Here is an 18,131-nt window from a genome sequence, read left to right on the forward strand (position 1 = left end):
CTACCGCCCTTCGCACCTGGCCCGGGGCCGGGCCACCTTTGCGGACTGGGCACAGGTGTTGCCGTTGTCCATGCATGCAGGCGCCGTCTACTCTGTTCAAGCGTGAAGGGGGCCGGGCCGGCCGCCACGGCACCGGCGAGCGTCCGACGGGCGCATGGACCGCACGCCAGCAGGTCCAGCCGGCCGTGCTGGCGCTGCCGCACGGTGGCGTGCCGGCGGCCCATGAGGCCGATTTTCGGCCTGCGTTCTCGGCGGCCGCGCCCGCGCGGCGGGAGTGAGCGGGTGGGGCGCCAGTTGCAGGAAGAAGTGCTGATCCCGCCCGAAGGTCTGGCCGGGGTGCTGGCCGTGCCGGAAGGCGCGCGTGGCCTGGTGGCCTTCGCCCACGGCAGCGGCAGCGGCCGCATGAGCCCGCGCAACCGGCATGTGGCCGCCGAGCTGCAGCGCGCGCATTTTGCGACCTTGCTGCTCGACCTGCTGACGCCCGACGAGGAGCGTCGGCGCGAGAACGTGTTCGACATCACCTTGCTGGCGGCACGGCTCGGCAGCGCGACGAGATGGGCGCGCACCGACGAGCGCACGGCACCGCTGGCTGTCGCCTACTTCGGTGCCAGCACCGGGGCTGCGGCGGCCCTCGTCGCGGCGGCTCACGGCGAGAACGGCGCTGCCGCGGTCGTGTCGCGCGGCGGGCGGCCTGACCTGGCCGGCCCGGCACTGTCCAAGGTGCGGGCGCCGACACTGCTGATCGTGGGCCGCCTCGACGCGCCCGTGATCCCGCTGAACCGGCAGGCCTACGACCAGCTGCGGTGCGAGAAGGAGCTGTCGATCGTCGAGGGCGCAGGGCATCTGTTCGAGGAGGCCGGGACGCTGGACGCGGTGGTGCGGCTGGCCGCGGCCTGGTTCGAGCGCTTCGTGCCGGCGGCGTCGGCGCGACGCGACGAATAGGCCTGGCGTCGACGGGCGCCAGCGTCGATCACTGTCACTGACAGGCCCAGGAAGGAGAACCTCATGAGAGATCTGTTTTCGACCCTTGCCGCACTCGCTGCGGGTGCCGCCGCGATGTATTACCTCGACCCGCAGATGGGCCGCCGCCGCAGGGCCGTCGCGCGGGACCGCTTGGTCTCGGTCTCGCACGATGCCGGTGACTTTGCACAGGCCAAGGGCCGGCGCGCGGGCGACCGGCTCAAGGGCGCGTGGGCGCAGATCGCCGGTTCGTCGGCGCCGAGCAGCGATGCCCAGTTGCGCGAGCGCATTCGTTCCCGTCTGGGCCGCACCATCAGCCATCCGCGAGCGGTGCAGGTGGATGTCGTCGGCGGGCAGGTGTGTCTGCGCGGCGATCTCCTGGCGCAGGAACTCGACGACCTGCTGACGACGGTATCGGGGATGCGGGGCGTGCGCGGCATCGACAACCAGCTGTCGGCGCATGCGTCGGCGCAAGGCATCTCGCAGTTGCAGGGCAGCGGCCGCGCGCCGCGCGGCAGCAGTGCCAGGGGCGCGGCACTGCCGCTGGTGGCTCTGGCGGCACCGGTGGCCGCTGTCGCGTTGCTCGCGGCTGCCCGCAGGCCGGGCCGCCCCTACGACCTGCCCTGAGCCGGCCGTGCCGGCGCTCCTTCGACACCCTGGGCACGGCATGCCTGGGCGGCACTCATGCGCCGTGCACCTGCCGGTGCAGATCGCGGATCTCGGCGTGCGCGTCCTCGAGCGTGGCCGCCATCGCATGCTGCGCCAGCGGGTCGTTCCCGGCCAGTTCCAGCGCGTCGCGGCTGATCCGTTCCAGTTCGTCCAGGGTGCGGCTCAACTGTGCATTGCCGCCGCCCAGCAGGTGGACCGAGCGCAGGCGGTGCGCGCATTCGGTCAGCCGTTGCACGCCGTCGGCCACAGGAGGCGGAATGCCCGGCTCGTCGCACGCAGCGCGTGCCACCTCGACCATTCCCTCGATCTCGGATATGCGGGCATAGACCTCGGTATCGACGTTCATTCGTGCGGCTCCCGTCGCAACATGCAGCACTCGAGATGCGGGCCAATATCGTGCCGGGCGCGGCGCTGCCCGGCAACGGGCGTGCTACTTGCAAAAGGGGCATGCGATCGCGCCCGACGCGAGGAGCGGCTTTGAGCGCTCGCCAGGATCTGGGCCTGCACGATCATTGGCACGGCTTTGGCGCCGAGGCCTTCCCCGCTACCAGCTGGTGCGTACACGAAGGCGTGTTCGAGGCCGTCCCCGAGGCACCGCGGGTCGACCTGGTGTCGCGTGCCTGCTATGGCGACTTCACGTTCGAGTTCGAATGGGCGCTGCCGGCCGGTGGCAATTCAGGCGTGTTGTACCGGGTGCGAGAAACGGCCGGAGCCGCTTGGCAGAGCGGCCCCGAAATGCAGTTGCTCGACGACGCACGCCATCCCGACGGGCGCGAACCGACCACCCGCTGCGGTGCGCTGTACGGGTTGCTGGCGCCGCGGCCGGTCGATGTCATCGCGGCCGACCGGTTCATTGCCGGCCGCATCGTCGTGAGCGGCTGGCGTGTCGAGCATTGGCTGGGCCCGCACTGCGTGCTGGCGTGCGATCTCTCGGATCCGGAGCTGCGCGAGCGCATCGCCTGCAGCAAGTTCAAGGATTTCCCGACGTTTGCGCAAGAGCGCGAGGGACATGTGGTGCTGCAACACCACGGCGATGCGGTTCGCTTCAGACACTTGCGCATTGAGCGCGGCTAGCCGCTGCAACAGGCGCCTGCGGCTTGGGGCTGTACCGCGGGGTGCAACGCGGGCGGCACCCTCAGCACCGGAGCGAAGCCGCCCCCCGGGGTGCGGAAATTGGTGGTCTGCCCCTGGTACAGTCGCGCCGCCATCAGCATCACGCGTCCTTCATAGGCGTAGCAGCGCACGTCGGCCTTCAGCGAGGCGGGCGCGCCATCGAGCCACACCGTTCTGGCGGAAGGGGGTACCAGCGCCTGGGCGACGTAGGGGTGGGCCAGCATCTCGGCGAAGCGGCCGCGCGTCAGCTTGTCGCCGCGGTAGGCCGCCTTGCCGGCGTAACCGCAGGCGGGCTTGAAGAACAGCTGCCTGCGGCGCTGCCATAGCGCGTCGGCCAGTTGAGGCACGACCCGTTCGGTGGCCGGAATCATCGACTGCAGGCGGCGCGCTGCGTCGTCGCCGAGGCCGCACGCCGCCAACAGGTTGCCGTCGCGCAGCATCGCGAGGTTGCGCTTGTCGGCGCACAGGGCGTGCGCGCCGGGGTGGGGTGTCAGCACGACGGCATGCGCCTCGTAGGCCGCACGCAGCGCCGCATGGCGCGGCTCGTCGAGGTAGAAGTCGGTCAACCGGTTGTAGACGAGATCGATGCGCGTGTCCTGGTGCCATAGAACGCCATCGCGAAACGTCAGCCCGGACGGATCGACGATCGCCGCGGACCACCCCATCCACTGGAAGCGCTGCTGGAACAGCAGGAGCTCCGGATACAGGTATTGCTGTTGCGGGTCGTCGTCGACGATGGCCACCGTGCGCAGCGGCGCGTCGCCGCGGTCGAGACGCCATTCGTGGCGGAAGGTCTCGATCACCCGCCACGCGAGCCCCTGCTCGGGCGCCAGCGGTGGCAACTGGCGGTCGGCTTCGCTGCAGCAACCGGCCTGGGCACGACCCAGCTCCAGGTTCAGCAGCATGCCGCCGGCGTTGGTGTTGATCTCGATGAGCCGCGGGCCTTCGGCCGACAGGTGAAAGTCGAATCCGAGGATGCCGCCGAGGCTGGCACGTGCGTGCCGGGCAAGTTCGGGCGCAGCGTCCAGCACCCCCTGCTGAAACGGCACGCTGCGCATCACCCGATCGATGTCCGACACCGCATCGACCATGGCCGATGCGTCGGCATGATCGATGAACACCGCGGTGTCGGAGAACAGGCCGGGACGGGACGCCAGCGCCGACAGCACGGCATCGCCCAGCGGGCCTTCGGCCAGCTTGTCGCGCAGGCGAGCCCGATCGAGCCGGATGCAGTGGCAGGCGCCGTTGAGCCAGGCGGCAGGGGAAGGGGCGAGCGTCGGGTTCATGTCAGGGCTTCGGGCAAAGCGTGGGTGCAACGCCCGCGTGAGGGCCTTGCAACTATTCAATAGTTCAAATATATTCGTAATATGGAAGAAACGGAAGTCATCCGCGCTCTCGCTGCCCTGGCCCAGCCGCTGCGCCTGCGCATTTTCCGCAGCCTGGTCGTCGCCGGCCCATCGGGGCTGACGCCCGGGCAACTGTGCGAGCAGCTGGACGTGCCAGCGACCAGCCTGTCCTTCCACCTGAAGGAGCTGACCACTGCCGGCCTCGCCAGCCAGCAGCGCGACGGCCGCTACCTGATCTACCGCGCCTCGTACGAGCAGATGAATGACCTGCTCGCCTACCTCACTGCGCACTGCTGCCAAGGCGAGCCGTGTGCGGTGCCGCCCACCTGCGATTGCTGAAGGAGCCTGACGCCATGAAACGATTCCACGTCCACCTGCACGTCGACGATCTGCAGCAGAGCATCGGCTTCTATTCGAAGCTCTTCGCCGTCGAGCCGGCCCGCACCGAGAGCGACTATGCGAAGTGGATGCTCCAGGATCCGCCGGTGAATTTCGCGATCTCCACGCGCGGGAGCCAATCGGGGATCGACCACCTCGGCATCCAGACCGACGACCCCGCTGAACTCGCCGAGTTGAAGGCCCGCGCCCAGGCGGCCGACATGGCCTTGCTCGACGAGGGCCAGACCACCTGCTGCTACGCGCGCAGCGAAAAGCACTGGGTCACCGACCCGCAGGGCATCGCGTGGGAGCATTTCCACACGCTGGGCAATGTGCCGGTCTTCAGCGAAGCCGCGGCTCCTGCCGACAGCGGGTTCGCCTGCTGCGCACCGGGTGCGCCGACGGTGCGTGGCAAGCCGCTGGGCATCGCCGTGAAGTCGTCTTCGTCTTCGTGCTGCTGACGAGGTGGCCGTGTCCGACAAGACCTATCGCGTGCTGTTCGTCTGCACCGGCAACTCGGCCCGTTCCATCATGGCCGAGGCCTTGCTGAACCATGCCGGCGGGCGCCGCTTCGTCGGTTATTCCGCCGGCAGTCAGCCCAAGGGGAGCATCGACCCGCTGGCCCTGCGCGCGCTGCAGCACCTGAAGGTGCCGGCCGAAGGTGCGCGCAGCAAAAGCTGGGGCGAGTTCGCCACGGCCGACGCACCGCTCCTCGACTTCGTCTTCACGGTCTGCGACAAGGCGGCCGGCGAGGTCTGCCCGGTGTGGCCGGGTCAGCCGATGACCGCACAGTGGGGCGTGCCCGACCCGGTCGCTGCGGAGGGCGCCGACGAGCAGCGCCTGCGCGTTTTCATCGACACAGCGGTGACGCTCAAGCGCCGCATCGACCTGATGCTGGCGCTGCCCATCGACACGCTCGACCGCCTGTCGCTGCAGCGCGAGGTGCAGCAGATCGGACGCCAGTGAGGCCACTTGCATGACCACCAACGTCCTGATCCTGTGCACCCACAACTCCGCACGCAGCGTGCTCGGCGAGGGCATGCTGAATCACTGGGCGCAGCGCCTGAACAAGAACGTGCGAGCCTACAGCGCCGGCAGCGCGCCGAGCGGCCGCTTGAATCCTTACGCCGTCGAGGCGCTGAACCAGGCCGGTATCGACACGGCGGGATACCGCAGCAAGAGCTGGGACGAGTTCACGGCAGACGGTGCACCGCAGATGCGCATCGTCGTCACCGTGTGCGACAGCGCCGCCGCTGAGCACTGCCCGTACTGGCCCGGCAGCCCGGTGAAGGTGCATTGGGGCTATGCCGACCCGTCCCACGCGTCGGGCGGCGACGACGGCAAGCGGCTGGCCTTCGAGCTGACGCGCCAAGCCATCGGCTACCGCATGCTGCAGTTGCTCCAGCTGACGTTCGACACGCTGACCGACGCCGAGTTGCAGCGCGCGCTCGATGCCATCGCCCACAACTGACGCAAGATGACCACTTCCCCACTCGCGCGCAACGTCGCGCCCCAGGCTGCCCCGTCCATCGGTTTCTTCGAGCGCTACCTGACCGTGTGGGTGGCGTTGTGCATCGTTGTCGGCATCGCGCTCGGACAGGTTTTCCCCGGCGCCTTCCAGGCGGTCGCGGCGTTCGAGGTGGCGCAGGTCAACGTGCCGGTCGGCGTGCTGATCTGGGTGATGATCATCCCGATGCTGCTGAAGATCGATTTCTCCGCCCTCGGGCAGGTGAAGGCGCACTGGCGCGGCATCGGCGTCACGCTGTTCGTCAACTGGGCCGTCAAGCCGTTCTCGATGGCGCTGCTCGGCTGGGTTTTCATCCGCCACGTGTTCGCTCCGTGGTTGCCCGCCGAGCAGCTCGACAGCTACATCGCCGGCCTGATCCTGTTGGCTGCTGCACCCTGCACCGCGATGGTGTTCGTCTGGAGCCAGCTGTGCAAGGGCGACCCGTACTTCACGCTGTCGCAGGTGGCGGTGAACGACGCCATCATGGTGGTGGCCTTCGCGCCCATCGTCGCGCTGCTGCTCGGCTTGTCGTCGATCGTCGTGCCGTGGGACACGCTGCTCACGTCCGTGGGGCTGTACATCGTCGTGCCGGTAGTGCTGGCACAGCTGTGGCGGCGGCAACTGCTGCGGCGCGGCATCGGCCATTTCCAGTCGGTGGCCAGCCGGCTGGGGCCCTACTCGATCGTTGCATTGCTGCTGACGCTGGTGCTGCTGTTCGCCTTCCAGGGCGAGGCCATCCTGCGCCAGCCGATGGTGATCGCGCTGCTCGCGGTGCCTATCCTGTTCCAGGTGTTCTTCAACTCGGGGCTGGCCTATTGGCTCAACCGCAAGCTCGGTGTTGCACACTGTGTGGCCGGCCCCTCGGCACTGATCGGCGCGAGCAATTTCTTCGAGCTGGCGGTTGCCACCGCGATCAGCCTGTTCGGCTTCGACTCCGGCGCGGCGCTCGCCACCGTGGTCGGCGTGCTGATCGAAGTGCCGGTGATGCTGCTCGTCGTGCGCGTCGTCAATCGCTCGCAGCATTGGTACGAAACAGGAGCTGCCGCTCGATGAAACCCTCATCTCCCGACCCGGCCTCGCCGGAGGTCACGATCTATCACAACCCCGCGTGCGGCACCTCGCGCAACACGCTGGCGATGATCCGCAACGCCGGCCTCGAGCCGCACATCGTCGAATACCTCCTCACTCCGCCCGACCGCGACACGCTGAAGCGCCTGATCGACGCGATGCAGCTGCCCGTGCGCGAGGTGCTGCGCCGCAAGGGCACGCCGTACGACGAACTGGGTCTGGACGACCCCAGGTGGACCGACGACGAGTTGATCGACCTGATGCTGCAGCACCCGCTCCTGATCAACCGGCCCATCGTCGTCACGCCGCTCGGCACCCGGCTGTGCCGCCCGTCCGAAGCGGTGCTCGACCTGCTGCCGGCGCCGCAGCAGGGCGCGTTCAGCAAGGAAGACGGCGAGGCGGTCGTCGACCGGCAGGGACGGCGCCTGCGGTGAGCGCCACGGCGGCCGCCAGCAGGCGGCAATGGCCGCTGGTCGTCGCGCTCGGCATCACGCAGGTGGTGTCGTGGGGCTCGATGTATTACGCGTTCTCGCTGCTGATGCAGCCGTTGGGGGCGCACATCGGTGCCAGCAGGGCGGTCACGGTCGGCGCCTTCTCGGTGGCGCTGATGGTCTGCGGGCTGCTGTCGTCGCCGGTCGGCGCGCTGATCGACCGCTACGGCGGCCGCTGGGTCATGACCTGCGGCTCTGCCGCCGCTGCGGCGCTGCTGGCGGCGCTGGCCTTTGTGCAAACCCCGCTGCACCTGTACCTGGTGTGGGCCGGCATCGGCGTGGCCATGGCGGCCACGCTGTACGACCCTGCCTTTGCGGTGCTGGTGCGCTCTTTCCGCGACGGGCACCGCCGCGCCATCACCGGCGTCACGCTGTTCGGCGGCTTTGCCAGCACGGTGTTCTGGCCGCTGACGCAGGTGCTGATGGATCGGCACGGCTGGCAGGCGGCGCTGTGGACGCTGGCGCTGATCAACCTGCTGGTGTGCGTGCCGCTGCATGTGTGGGCCGTGCCCGCCGACACCCGGCGCGCCGCCGCGCCTGAAGGGGCGGCGCCCGAGCAGCGCAGCGCACTCGGCGCGATCCTGCGCGACCCGTCCTTCTATTGGCTGTGCGCTGCCTTCACCGGCAACGCGCTGGTGTTCTCCGCGGTGTCGGTGCATTTCATCCCGGTACTGCAGGGCCAGGGCCTGTCGATCGCACAGGCAGCGTGGGTGGGGGCGCTGATTGGGCCGATGCAGGTGCTCGGTCGCATCCTCGAGTTCACCTTCCTGGCGCGCGCGCCGGCCTCGCGAGTGGGCGCCATCGCGATGTGGCTGTTGCCGGCCTCGCTGTACCTGCTGTTCGCAGCCGACGCGAAGATCGGCGGGCTGCTGCTGTTCGCGGCCCTGTATGGGGCGGGCAACGGCATCATGACCATCGTGCGCGGTTCGGTGCCGGCCGAGCTGTATGGCCGTGAGGTCTACGGCGCCGTCAACGGGGCGATGGCGACCCCCGTGCTGATTGCCAAGGCGGCGGGCCCGACCGTGGCGGCCCTGGTGCTGCTCGCGTTTGCGGGCACCGGCAGCCTGGTGCTGTTTCTTGCGGGCGTCGCGACCGCTTCGGCGGCCTTGTTCAGCCTGACCTCGTCGCGCGCCGGGCGACCCACCATCACGGTCGGGACGATGGGGGAGCGCTCAGAACGGTGAGGCCGCGTCCTCCGACTCGGGCACGGCGCCCATGCGAGCCTGCAGCTGTTGCTGCAGCGTGGCCACCTGTTCGCGCAAGGCCCGATTCTCGGCCGTCAAGATCGAGACGCGTTGACGCAGCGTTTCCAGCGTGTCGTGCGAGTCGGCCGCCGCTTCCGCGGTGTCCTGCGAGGCGGTCGCTGCCTCGCCGCGCGGCTTGCGCCTGGCCTCGCGCGCGCGCTTGGCCGCCTGCTTCAACTCGTCCTTGCCGGCGGCCGCCGCGGCCACCTGCTCTTCGGCGGGCAGGGTCGCCACCGCGGCGGCGGCATTGATCGAGATGGTGCCGGACTTCACCGCCGCCACCACTTCGGGGGCCGCCTGCTTCCGGATCTTCTCGATCATCACGATCTGGTTGCTGCTGACGCGCGCGGCCTTCGCGAGTGCTTCACGGGTGTCGAGCCGTTCGGGCGGCGGCGAACCGCCGGCCGCCGGCAGTTCGGCGGGCGAGGCCAGCGCGGCTTCTCGCGGCGCCGCAGGAGTCTCGGTGCGCCGCTTCGCGACGATCTCGCGTTTGCGCAAGGCCAGCACGCCGCGCTGGAAGTCCGAGACGCTGCGCCGCCCGAGATGCTGGTCGATCATCCACAGGTGCACGTCCTCGATCGACTGGAAACGCGTGTTCTGCACCGTCTGGAACGGCAGTCCGTGCTTGCGGCAGATGCCGTAGCGGTTGTGCCCGTCGACCAGCACGTTGCCCCACAGCACCAGCGCGTCGCGACAGCCTTCGGCCAGGAGGCTGCGCTCCAGCGCCTCGTGCTCCTCGGCGGTCAACGGGTCGATATAGGCTTGCAGGTCTTCGTTGACGACGATGTCCATGGGAAGGGCTGTGGGTGCAAAAAGGGGCCGCATTGTAGACAGCCGCGAGGGCGAGCCCGCCCCCGGACCCCTGCTTGGCGGCACCCAGGGCCGGGCAGGCCCCAGGAAAACCCGGAGGCTAAAAAATCACACCTAAATAAAATGGCGAAATCAAATTGGACACCCGATGGCGCGCCTGCAGTCCCGGCAGATCTCCCACCTGCACCAGTACCAGGTGCTGCACACCGTGCGGCTGGCGGACGGCCCGGTCTCGCGGGCTGAGATCGCCGAAGCGACCGGGTTGAGCCAGCCGGCGGTGTCGTCGCTGACACGCCGCCTGCTCGAAAGCGGCGCCCTGAAGGAAGCGGGGGCCCGGCCGTCCAGTGGCAGCGGGCGTCGCGAGCGCGAACTGGAAATCAACGGCGGCTTCGCCTGGGTGATCGGCGTGAAGCTGTCGATGGACCACTTCACCATCACCGTGACCGACTTCGCCGGGCGCATGCGCAGCAGCGAAGACGTCGAATGGAGCACGCCGGTGTCGCCGGCAGCGTTGCTGGACGCGCTGGCCGCTGCCGTACAGCGCTGCCTCGAGGATGTGCCGGGGCTGGAACGCAGCCGCCTGGCGGGCGTCGGCGTGGCGGTGCCAGGCTTCGTCGATTCCCCGCACGGGCGGGTGCTGTGGTCGCCGGTGCTGACGCCCGAAGGCACCGGCGCCGACGCGCCGCCGCTCGACGACGCGCTCTCGTCGCGCCTCGATGTGCCGGTCTTCATCGAGAACGACGCCAACATGCTGGCGCTGGCCGACCAATGGTACGGGCGCTCGGGGCGGGCGTCTCATGTCGCGGTGGTGACGCTCGAGCACGGCCTCGGTCTCGGGCTGGTGGTCAACGGTGAGCTGTACCGCGGCCACTCGGGCCTGGCGGCTGAACTGGGGCACTTGCAGATCGAAGCGCAAGGCCGCGCCTGCCGCTGCGGCAAGCAAGGCTGCCTGGAAGCCTACGTCGCGCACTACGCCGTGGCCGCGGCCGGGCAGGAGGCCGGGCTGATCGCGATGGACGACCATTCCAGCGCGGCGCCCGAACGCGCCTATTTCCGGCTCGCGCAACTGGCCCATGAAGGGCATGCCGGGGCGCACGCGATCTTCGAGAAGCAGGGCCGCCTGCTCGGGCAGTGGATCGGCAACGTCGTGAACCTGATGTCGCCGCAGCTCGTGATCCTGAGCGGCGGCCCGCCGCTGGCGTCCGACCTGTTCCTGCCCGGCCTGCGCGTGGCGATGGAGCAGGCCATGGCGCTGCCTCACCGCGGCAAGGTGCCGTTGGTCATCGACCACCAGGGCGACGAAGTATGGGCGCGGGGGGCCGCCTCGCTGGTGCTGCAGCGCGTGGACGAATCGGCCGAGATCATCGAGTCGGTCGCCCGCCATGGTTTCGACAGGGAAAGCAACGGGAGACGGCCCGATTTCTGATGAAACGCCGTCGGCCCGTCCGCCGCCGGCACCCTACGAACGACAGGAGACAAGACACCATGTTGAACAAGACCCGGGTGGCCGCCGCCCTGATCCTGGCCGGTCTGAGCAGCCTGGCGACAGCACAGACCGTCGTCGGCGTGAGCTGGTCCAACTTCCAGGAAGAGCGGTGGAAGACCGATGAAAAGGCGGTGAAGGAGCAGCTCGCCAAGCTGGGCGCCAGTTATGTCAGCGCAGACGCTGCCGGCTCGCCCGAGAAGCAGCTGGCCGACGTCGACAGCCTGATCGCCAAGGGCGCGAAGGCGCTGATCATCCTCGCCATGGACAAGGACGCGATCGTGCCGGCGCTGGCCAAGGCCCGCGCGCGCAAGATTCCGGTGATCGCCTACGACCGCCTGATCGAGCAGCCGGGCGTGTTCTACATCACCTTCGACAACCGCGAGGTCGGGCGCATGCAGGCGCGCGCGGTGCTGGCGGCCAAGCCCAAGGGCAACTACGTGATGATCAAGGGCTCGCCGACCGATCCCAATGCCGACTTCCTGCGCGCCGGGCAGCAGGACGTGCTGGCCGACGCGCTCAAGCGAGGCGACGTCCGCATCGTCGGCGAGGAGTACACCGACGGCTGGAAACCCGAGGTGGCGCAGAAGAACATGGAGCAGATCCTCACGCGCAACGGCAACAAGGTCGACGCGGTGGTGGCCTCCAATGACGGCACCGCCGGCGGTGTGGTCGCCGCGCTGTCGGCACGCGGGCTCAAGGGCGTGCCGGTGTCCGGGCAGGACGGCGACCATGCTGCGTTGAACCGCGTGGCGCTCGGCACGCAGACCGTCTCGGTCTGGAAGGACGCGCGCGACCTGGGCCGCCAGGCGGCGACCGCTGCCGTGACGCTGGCCGCCGGCAAGAAGGTCGAAGGCGCGCAAACCTGGGCCGAAGGCGAGAAGAAGGTGCCGATGCAGGCGATCTTCCTGAAGGCCGTGCCGATCACGCGCGACAACCTGAACGTCGTGCTCGAGGCCGAGCACATCGGCAAGGAAGAGCTGTGCCGCGGCGTCGACAAGGCCACCGGGCCGGCGGCATGCAAGTGAGCTCCGTGCCGGCCAGCACCGCGCCGGAAACCGCGCCGGCGGTTTCCGGCGCGGTGGCACCCGCTGCGGTGCCGGCCGCGCAGTCGCTGCAGGTCAGCGTGCAGGACCTGCGCCTGGCCATCATGGCCGGCGTGCTCGCGGCCATGGCGATCGTCTTCCATGTCGGGACCGGCAGCTTCCTGACGCCCGAGAACCTCTACAACATCGCACAGCAGACCGCCGTGGTCGGCATCGTGTCGACCGCCGTGGCGCTGATCATCGTCGCGCGGCAGATCGATCTGTCGGTCGGCTCCGTGATGGGCGTGGTCGGCGTGCTGGTCGCCTTCCTGATGTACACGCACGGTTGGCACTGGGTGGCCGCGTCGTTTGCCGGTCTGGCGCTGGCCTTGTGCATCGGGCTGTACCAGGGCTGGCTCACCGCCTACATCGGCGTGCCGTCTTTTGTCGTCACCCTCGGCGGGCTGATGTCCTTCCGGGGTGCAGCCTTCCTGGTGGCCGACGGCAAGACCCAGCCCATCACCGACCCGGTGTTCCTGGCGCTCGGCGGCGGCATCGACGGCTCGCTCGGGCCCGCGTGGTCCTGGACGCTCGGCATCGCGCTGTCGGGCCTGCTGGTGTGGCTGACGGCCGCCCGGCGGCGCGGTGCCCGCCAGCACGGGTTCCCGCTGCGCCCGCTGTGGTGGGACGGCCTGCTCACCGGCTTTTTCATCGCCGTGCTGCTCGCTTTCGTGGCCACCCTCAACGCCTACCGCATCACCGACGAACTGCCGGGGCAGGGCGTTCCCATCCCGGTGGTGATCTGGGCCGCCGTGGTCATCGCCGTGGCCTTCCTGGTGCGCCGCACGCGCTTCGGCCGCTATGTCTACGCGATCGGCGGCAACCCCGAAGCCGCGCTGCTGGTCGGCATACCGGTGCGGCGGGTGATGCTCAAGCTGTTCCTGCTGTTGTCGCTGCTGGTGACGGTGGCGGCGATCGTCTCGGTGGCCCGCCTGAACGCCGGCACCAATTCGCTCGGCACCAACATGGAGCTGTACGTGATCGCCGCCGCGGTGATCGGCGGCGTCGCTCTCAGCGGCGGCAGCGGCAGCGTGCTCGGCTCGGTGCTCGGCGCGCTGATCATCCAGTTCCTCGACAGCGGCCTGCTGCTGATGGACGTGAGCATCGGCAAGCGCATGGTCATCATCGGCCAGGTGCTGATCGTCGCCGTGGTGTTCGACGTGTTGTTCCGTCGCTGGACCGGGGAGCGGGTGGCATGAGCGAGGTTCCCCTGATCGAAATCCGCGGCGTGTCGAAGGCCTTCGGCGGCGTGCAGGCGGTGGCCGACGTGCACCTGAAACTGCATGCCGGCGAGGTGGTGGCCGTGCTCGGCCACAACGGCGCCGGCAAGTCGACGCTGATGAAGATGCTGGCCGGCGCCTACCCCGTCGACAGCGGCGAGTTCCTGGTGGACGGCACGCCGGTGCACATCGCCAGCCCGGCCGCATCGCAGGCGCTGGGCATCGAGACCATCCACCAGACGCTGGCGCTGGCCGACAACCTCGACAGCGTCTCCAACCTGTTCCTGGGGCGCGAGCTGACGACGCGTTGGGGCACGATGGACGAGTACGCGATGGAGTCGAAAGCGCGGGACGTGTTCCGGCGCCTGAACCCGCACTTCCGCAACATCCGCGTGCCGGTGCGCTCGCTGTCGGGCGGGCAGCGGCAGGTGGTGGCGATCTCGCGCGCGCTGACCTTCAACGCGCGCGTGCTGATCATGGACGAGCCGTGCGCCGCGCTGGGCCCGGAAGAAACGCGCATGGTGCACGACCTGGTGCGTGCGCTGAAAGCCTCGGGGGTCGGCATCTTCCTGATCTCGCACGACATGCCCGACGTCTTCGCGCTGTCGGACCGGTTGTGCGTGATGAAAAACGGCCGCACCGTCGGCACCTATCGCACCGCCGATGTCACCGAGGACGAGGTGCTCGCGATGATCATCGGCGGGCGCCCGCTCACGCGGGTGGCGCAACGGCACGAGATGGAGCCGGCATGAGCCTGAACGAACGGCAGGACTGGGTGGTCGGACTCGACCTTGGCACCTCGGGCGTGAAAGCCGTGATGCTGTCCGAGCAGGGCGAACTCGGTGCCGAAGCGGTCGCCGCGCTCGACGTGTCGCGGCCTCAACCGATGTGGTCCGAGCAGTCGCCTGCGGACTGGTGGCAGGCGGTCGACGCGGCCATGCTGCAATTGCGCGCGGCAGCGGGCGAGCGCTGGCAGCGCGTGCGCGCGATGGCAGTGGCCGGGCAGATGCACGGCGCGGTGCTGCTCGACGCGGCCGGCGAGGTGCTGCGGCCCGCGATCCTCTGGAACGACGGCCGCAGCCAGGCCGAATGTGCCGAGCTCGAAGCCCGCGAGCCCGGCGCTCGCCGCATCACCGCCAACCGTGCGATGGCGGGGTTCACCGCCCCCAAGCTGCTGTGGGTGGCACGCCACGAGCCGGCCGTGTTCGAGCGAACGGCGAAGGTCCTGCTGCCCAAGGACTGGGTGGTCTGGCGCCTGTGCGGCGCCATGAGCACCGACACCTCGGATGCGGCGGGAACGCTGTGGCTCGACGTTGCACGGCGGCAGTGGAGCGAGCCGATGCTGTCGGCCTGCGCCATGCGGTCCGAGCAGATGCCGGCGGTGCACGAGGGGCCGGATCTCGTCGGCGCACTGCGAACCGAATGGGCCGAGCGGTGGGGCTTGCCGACCGGCGTGCGCGTCGCCGCAGGCGCGGGCGACAACGCGGCCGGCGCCATCGGGGTGGGGGTGGTGCGGCCCGGCCAGGCCTTGTTGTCGCTCGGTACGTCGGGCGTCGTCTTCAGCCCTGTCGCCGAACCGCTGGCGTATCCCGAGCGGGGCGTGCACACCTTCTGCCATGCGCTGCCCGGCCTGTGGCACCACATGGCGGTGATGCTCACGGCCTCGAGTGCGCTGTCGTGGTGGAGCGGCATCACCGGCGCCGCGCCGGCCGAGTTGCTGGCCGCACTGCCCGCGGAGCCGGCGCGTGCGGCGGCGCCGATGTTCCTGCCCTATCTCAGCGGCGAGCGCACGCCGCATGCCGACCCCGGCGCCACCGGCAGCTTCCTCGGCCTCACGCATGCCCATGGTCGCGATGACCTCAGCTATGCGGTGATCGAAGGCGTGGCCCACGTCTTCGCCGACGGGCTGGCAGCGCTGCATGAAGCCGGCAGCCGCCCGCAGCGCCTGCTCGCGATCGGCGGCGGTGCCCGTTCCGATGCGTGGCTGCAGTTGCTGGCCGATACGCTGCGCCTGCCGGTCGACCGGCCGGCCGGCGCCGAAGTCGGCCCGGCACTCGGCGCCGCCCGGCTGGCATGGCTGGGCCTCGGCCGGCCGTTGGCCGAGGTGGTCGCGCCGCCGCGCATCGCCTGCAGCTTCGAACCCGACCCCCGGCGCGCCGACGAGCGCGAGCACCGCCTGCAGCGCTTTCGGGCAGCCTATGCGCCGGTGCGCGCGCTGTCCTGAACCGTCTTCCCGAACTCACCAGAAAGTCTTCCATGTCCTCTGTGTTTTCCGCCATCGAACCGGCCCGCTACGAAGGCGCCGCCAGCCGCAACCCGCTGGCCTACCGCTGGTACGACGCCAAGCGCGTCGTGCTCGGCAAGACGCTCGAAGAACACCTGCGGCCTGCCGTGTGCTACTGGCACAGCTTCTGCTGGCGCGGCGAAGACCCGTTCGCGCTCGGCACGCCGCTGTTCCAGCGTCCATGGTTCGACGACACCGACGCGATGGCCGCGGCGCGGCTGAAGCTCGATGCCGCGTTCGACCTGTTCGCCTGCCTCGGCATGCCGTTCTGGTGCTTCCACGACCGCGACGTCGCGCCCGAGGGCGCGACGCTGCGCGAGTCGAACGCGCGGCTCGACACCTTGCTCGAAGCCGCTGCACGCAAGATGCAGGACGGCAAGGTGCGCCTGCTGTGGGGCACCGCCAACCTGTTCTCCCACCCGCGCTACATGGCGGGCGCCTCGACCAACCCCGACCCGGAAATGTTTGCGTATGCCGCCGCGCAGGTCAAGCACGTGCTCGAGTGGACGCATCGCCTGCAGGGCGCGAACTATGTGCTGTGGGGCGGGCGGGAAGGCTATGAGACGCTGCTCAACACCGACCTGTCGCGAGAGCTCGACCACTATGGCCGCTTCCTCGCCGCGGTGGTCGAGCACAAGCACAAGATCGGCTTCAGGGGCACGCTGCTGATCGAGCCCAAACCCAAGGAACCGACCAAGCACCAGTACGACTTCGACACCGCGACGGTCTACGGCTTCCTGAAGCGCTACGGCCTGGAGAACGAACTGAAGGTCAACATCGAGGTCAACCATGCCACGCTGTCCGGCCACAGCTTCGAGCACGAGGTGGCCACGGCTTGCGCACTGGGCATCTTCGGATCGCTCGATGCCAACCGCGGCGACGAACAACTGGGCTGGGACACCGACCAGTTCCCCAACAACCATGTCGCACTGGTCCCCGCGCTGCTGGAGATCCTGCGGGCCGGCGGCTTCACCACCGGGGGCATGAACTTCGACGCCAAGGTGCGCCGCCAGAGCATCGACGCGCAAGACATCGTCGAGGCGCACGTCGGTGGGCTCGACACGCTGGCACGTGCGCTGCTGTCCGCTGCTGCCCTGTTCGAGTCGGGCGAGCTGTGCGCCATGCGGCGCGCCCGCTATGCAGGGTGGGATGGCGAGCTGGGCCGCGCCATCGAGGCAGGCGCCAGCCTCGAAGCATTGGCCGCACGGGTCGAGTCGCAGGGGCTGGACCCGCGCCCTGTGTCGGGCCGGCAGGAGCGGCTCGAGAACATCGTCAACCGATACGCATGAGCACGCGACGCCGGACGCAACGCAGGACCCCATGACGTCTCACACCCTCTGTTTGCGGCGGCCGAACGGCGTGGAGCTGGAGCTCTCCAGCAGGGGCGCCACCTGGCTGGGCTGCCACGTGCCGATGCCTGACGGCACACGCCGCAGCGTCGTGCTGGCCTGTCCGACGCAGGAGCAGCAAATGCGGCAGCGCGCTTTCCTGGGCGCCACGATCGGCCGCTATGCCAACCGCATCGATCATGCGCGCTACCGGCACAGAGGGCACGTGGTGCGGCTCGCACCGAACGCCGGCTCGGCCCACCAGCTGCATGGGGGGGACGGCGGTTTCCACGCACGCGAGTGGCGCGTCGATACGGTCGACGAGACCCAGGTGGCGATGTCCCTCGTCTCGCCCGACGGCGACCAGGGGTTTCCGGGCGAACTGCGGGCGTGGGTGGCGTACACGCTGGTCGAGCCGATGGTGCTGGAGATCGCGCTGCGGGCCGTCACCAGCGCCGAGACGCCGGTGTGCCTGACCAACCATGCCTACTTCAATCTCGACGGCGACGCGCGCGACGTGCGGGCGCACCGGCTGCGCATTGCCGCGCCGCACTACCTGCCGGTCGATGCCGAGCTGATTCCGCTGGGCCAGCTGGCGCCGGTGGCACACACCAGCTACGACTTTCGCGCCGGCAAGCCCATCGCGCAGGACTGGCTGGCCGATGCGGGGCAGACGGCCAGCCTGGGATACGACCATGCCTTTCTGCTCGACCCGGGGTGCGCTGAGATGCGCGAGCCGGCCGTCGAGCTGTGGTCAGGCGACGGCGCGCTCTCGATGAGCATCGCCACCACGCTGCCGGCCTTGCAGTTCTACGGCGGGCAGCACCTGCAAGGCATCCCGTCGAGGCATGGCGGCGTCTACACGAACTGCGCCGGCATCGCGCTGGAGCCGCAGTTCCTGCCCGACAGCCCCAACCACCCCGAGTGGCCGCAGCCGCCGTGCTGGCTGCAGCCGGGCGGGGTCTGGGAGCACCGCATCCGCTACGTCTTCGCGTGGCGCTGACGGCCACCGGCAGCTTGCGCCGTGCGACGGCACGGCACCACCGCCGGATCGACCCTTTTCGGTCACCTGCATCGCCGGCTCTTCCCAGGAGGCAGACCTTGAGTTCACAGTATCCCTGTGGCGCGCGGCCGCGGTTCGCGCC

20 protein-coding genes are annotated in these 18,131 nt (G+C 69.5%); 17 read left to right on the forward strand and 3 right to left on the reverse strand.

Annotated elements, in window-relative coordinates; genetic code table 11:
• Nucleotides 1-282 precede the first annotated feature (282 nt).
• A complete protein-coding gene (locus M8A51_RS11350; protein WP_251778486.1) occupies nucleotides 283-942 on the forward strand; it encodes a dienelactone hydrolase family protein in 660 nt (219 codons plus the stop codon).
• 63 nt (nucleotides 943-1,005) lie between these two features.
• Nucleotides 1,006-1,587, forward strand: a complete 582-nt coding sequence (locus M8A51_RS11355) for a BON domain-containing protein (RefSeq protein ID WP_251778488.1) — start codon at nucleotides 1,006-1,008, stop codon at nucleotides 1,585-1,587.
• A 55-nt stretch (nucleotides 1,588-1,642) separates the two neighbouring features.
• Here the strand turns inward: M8A51_RS11355 and M8A51_RS11360 are convergent, their stop codons facing one another.
• Nucleotides 1,643-1,975 carry a hypothetical protein gene (locus M8A51_RS11360; protein ID WP_251778490.1) on the reverse strand — a complete coding sequence of 111 codons (333 nt, stop codon included), beginning with the start codon at nucleotides 1,973-1,975 and terminating at the stop codon, nucleotides 1,643-1,645.
• Between the two features lie 131 nt (nucleotides 1,976-2,106).
• Here M8A51_RS11360 and M8A51_RS11365 point away from each other — a divergent pair, with 131 nt between their 5' ends.
• Nucleotides 2,107-2,703: a 3-keto-disaccharide hydrolase gene (locus tag M8A51_RS11365; protein ID WP_251778492.1), complete on the forward strand. Its 597-nt coding sequence runs from the start codon at nucleotides 2,107-2,109 to the stop codon at nucleotides 2,701-2,703.
• Here the strand turns inward: M8A51_RS11365 and M8A51_RS11370 are convergent.
• A complete protein-coding gene (locus M8A51_RS11370; RefSeq protein ID WP_251778494.1) occupies nucleotides 2,700-4,028 on the reverse strand; it encodes a hypothetical protein in 1,329 nt (442 codons plus the stop codon). The two genes, M8A51_RS11365 and M8A51_RS11370, sit on opposite strands and share 4 nt — an antisense overlap.
• Before the next feature lie 81 nt (nucleotides 4,029-4,109).
• Between M8A51_RS11370 and M8A51_RS11375 the strand changes: the two genes are divergently transcribed.
• From M8A51_RS11375 to M8A51_RS11405, 7 genes are read left to right on the forward strand one after another with little or no spacing between them, the layout of a single operon-like run.
• The gene (locus M8A51_RS11375) at nucleotides 4,110-4,427 is read left to right on the forward strand and encodes an ArsR/SmtB family transcription factor (RefSeq protein WP_251778496.1); all 318 of its coding nucleotides are present in this window, start codon (nucleotides 4,110-4,112) and stop codon (nucleotides 4,425-4,427) included.
• A gap of 14 nt (nucleotides 4,428-4,441) precedes the next feature.
• Nucleotides 4,442-4,927: an ArsI/CadI family heavy metal resistance metalloenzyme gene (locus tag M8A51_RS11380; protein ID WP_251778498.1), complete on the forward strand. Its 486-nt coding sequence runs from the start codon at nucleotides 4,442-4,444 to the stop codon at nucleotides 4,925-4,927.
• 10 nt (nucleotides 4,928-4,937) lie between these two features.
• Nucleotides 4,938-5,432 (forward strand): arsenate reductase ArsC, encoded by a 495-nt coding sequence (locus M8A51_RS11385; protein ID WP_368408542.1) that lies wholly within the window; start codon nucleotides 4,938-4,940, stop codon nucleotides 5,430-5,432.
• Nucleotides 5,433-5,442: 10 nt separating this feature from the next.
• Complete coding sequence (locus tag M8A51_RS11390; RefSeq protein WP_251778500.1) at nucleotides 5,443-5,937, forward strand: arsenate reductase ArsC; 495 nt, start codon at nucleotides 5,443-5,445, stop codon at nucleotides 5,935-5,937.
• 6 nt (nucleotides 5,938-5,943) lie between these two features.
• Nucleotides 5,944-7,026: an ACR3 family arsenite efflux transporter gene (arsB, locus tag M8A51_RS11395; protein ID WP_251778502.1), complete on the forward strand. Its 1,083-nt coding sequence runs from the start codon at nucleotides 5,944-5,946 to the stop codon at nucleotides 7,024-7,026.
• The gene (gene arsC, locus M8A51_RS11400; RefSeq protein ID WP_251778504.1) at nucleotides 7,023-7,475 is read left to right on the forward strand and encodes an arsenate reductase (glutaredoxin); all 453 of its coding nucleotides are present in this window, start codon (nucleotides 7,023-7,025) and stop codon (nucleotides 7,473-7,475) included. The genes arsB and arsC overlap by 4 nt, the downstream gene beginning before the upstream one ends.
• On the forward strand, nucleotides 7,472-8,716 hold the full coding sequence (locus tag M8A51_RS11405) for an MFS transporter (RefSeq protein WP_251778506.1): 1,245 nt from the start codon (nucleotides 7,472-7,474) through the stop codon (nucleotides 8,714-8,716). The genes arsC and M8A51_RS11405 overlap by 4 nt, the downstream gene beginning before the upstream one ends.
• On the opposite strand, the gene M8A51_RS11410 is transcribed toward M8A51_RS11405, so the two are convergent.
• Nucleotides 8,705-9,568, reverse strand: coding sequence for a ParB N-terminal domain-containing protein (locus tag M8A51_RS11410; protein ID WP_251778508.1), 864 nt, complete (start codon nucleotides 9,566-9,568; stop codon nucleotides 8,705-8,707). The genes M8A51_RS11405 and M8A51_RS11410 overlap by 12 nt on opposite strands.
• 166 nt (nucleotides 9,569-9,734) lie before the next feature.
• On the opposite strand from M8A51_RS11410, the gene M8A51_RS11415 reads away from it, so the two are divergent.
• Genes M8A51_RS11415 through M8A51_RS11445 form a run of 7 tightly spaced genes read left to right on the forward strand, consistent with a single transcriptional unit; the run spans nucleotide 9,735 to nucleotide 17,989 of the window.
• Nucleotides 9,735-11,012: an ROK family transcriptional regulator gene (locus M8A51_RS11415; protein WP_251778510.1), complete on the forward strand. Its 1,278-nt coding sequence runs from the start codon at nucleotides 9,735-9,737 to the stop codon at nucleotides 11,010-11,012.
• 59 nt (nucleotides 11,013-11,071) lie between these two features.
• Nucleotides 11,072-12,097: a D-xylose ABC transporter substrate-binding protein gene (gene xylF / locus M8A51_RS11420; RefSeq protein WP_251778512.1), complete on the forward strand. Its 1,026-nt coding sequence runs from the start codon at nucleotides 11,072-11,074 to the stop codon at nucleotides 12,095-12,097.
• On the forward strand, nucleotides 12,088-13,353 hold the full coding sequence (locus M8A51_RS11425) for a sugar ABC transporter permease (RefSeq protein ID WP_251778514.1): 1,266 nt from the start codon (nucleotides 12,088-12,090) through the stop codon (nucleotides 13,351-13,353). The genes xylF and M8A51_RS11425 overlap by 10 nt, the downstream gene beginning before the upstream one ends.
• A complete protein-coding gene (locus tag M8A51_RS11430) occupies nucleotides 13,350-14,126 on the forward strand; it encodes an ATP-binding cassette domain-containing protein (RefSeq protein WP_251778517.1) in 777 nt (258 codons plus the stop codon). Before M8A51_RS11425 ends, M8A51_RS11430 begins: the two co-directional genes overlap by 4 nt.
• On the forward strand, nucleotides 14,123-15,598 hold the full coding sequence (gene xylB / locus M8A51_RS11435; protein WP_251778519.1) for a xylulokinase: 1,476 nt from the start codon (nucleotides 14,123-14,125) through the stop codon (nucleotides 15,596-15,598). Before M8A51_RS11430 ends, xylB begins: the two co-directional genes overlap by 4 nt.
• A gap of 32 nt (nucleotides 15,599-15,630) precedes the next feature.
• The gene (gene xylA / locus M8A51_RS11440; RefSeq protein ID WP_251778521.1) at nucleotides 15,631-16,947 is read left to right on the forward strand and encodes a xylose isomerase; all 1,317 of its coding nucleotides are present in this window, start codon (nucleotides 15,631-15,633) and stop codon (nucleotides 16,945-16,947) included.
• Nucleotides 16,895-17,989: a galactose-1-epimerase gene (locus M8A51_RS11445; protein ID WP_259371969.1), complete on the forward strand. Its 1,095-nt coding sequence runs from the start codon at nucleotides 16,895-16,897 to the stop codon at nucleotides 17,987-17,989. The genes xylA and M8A51_RS11445 overlap by 53 nt, the downstream gene beginning before the upstream one ends.
• Nucleotides 17,990-18,131 lie beyond the last annotated feature (142 nt).

The sequence above is a fragment of the Caldimonas mangrovi genome (genome assembly GCF_023721835.1).
Lineage (GTDB): Bacteria > Pseudomonadota > Gammaproteobacteria > Burkholderiales > Burkholderiaceae_C > Caldimonas > Caldimonas mangrovi.

Excerpts from the sequence above, each read along its gene's own strand:
- M8A51_RS11370 (WP_251778494.1), bottom strand. The coding sequence starts at position 4,028 with ATGAACCCGACGCTCGCCCCTTCCCCTGCCGCCTGGCTCAACGGCGCC.
- arsB (WP_251778502.1), top strand. The coding sequence starts at position 5,944 with ATGACCACTTCCCCACTCGCGCGCAACGTCGCGCCCCAGGCTGCCCCG.
- M8A51_RS11375 (WP_251778496.1), top strand. The coding sequence starts at position 4,110 with ATGGAAGAAACGGAAGTCATCCGCGCTCTCGCTGCCCTGGCCCAGCCG.
- M8A51_RS11380 (WP_251778498.1), top strand. The coding sequence starts at position 4,442 with ATGAAACGATTCCACGTCCACCTGCACGTCGACGATCTGCAGCAGAGC.
- M8A51_RS11410 (WP_251778508.1), bottom strand. The coding sequence starts at position 9,568 with ATGGACATCGTCGTCAACGAAGACCTGCAAGCCTATATCGACCCGTTG.
- xylA (WP_251778521.1), top strand. The coding sequence starts at position 15,631 with ATGTCCTCTGTGTTTTCCGCCATCGAACCGGCCCGCTACGAAGGCGCC.
- M8A51_RS11415 (WP_251778510.1), top strand. The coding sequence starts at position 9,735 with ATGGCGCGCCTGCAGTCCCGGCAGATCTCCCACCTGCACCAGTACCAG.
- xylF (WP_251778512.1), top strand. The coding sequence starts at position 11,072 with ATGTTGAACAAGACCCGGGTGGCCGCCGCCCTGATCCTGGCCGGTCTG.
- M8A51_RS11425 (WP_251778514.1), top strand. The coding sequence starts at position 12,088 with ATGCAAGTGAGCTCCGTGCCGGCCAGCACCGCGCCGGAAACCGCGCCG.
- xylB (WP_251778519.1), top strand. The coding sequence starts at position 14,123 with ATGAGCCTGAACGAACGGCAGGACTGGGTGGTCGGACTCGACCTTGGC.
- M8A51_RS11360 (WP_251778490.1), bottom strand. The coding sequence starts at position 1,975 with ATGAACGTCGATACCGAGGTCTATGCCCGCATATCCGAGATCGAGGGA.
- M8A51_RS11430 (WP_251778517.1), top strand. The coding sequence starts at position 13,350 with ATGAGCGAGGTTCCCCTGATCGAAATCCGCGGCGTGTCGAAGGCCTTC.
- arsC (WP_251778504.1), top strand. The coding sequence starts at position 7,023 with ATGAAACCCTCATCTCCCGACCCGGCCTCGCCGGAGGTCACGATCTAT.
- M8A51_RS11390 (WP_251778500.1), top strand. The coding sequence starts at position 5,443 with ATGACCACCAACGTCCTGATCCTGTGCACCCACAACTCCGCACGCAGC.
- M8A51_RS11355 (WP_251778488.1), top strand. The coding sequence starts at position 1,006 with ATGAGAGATCTGTTTTCGACCCTTGCCGCACTCGCTGCGGGTGCCGCC.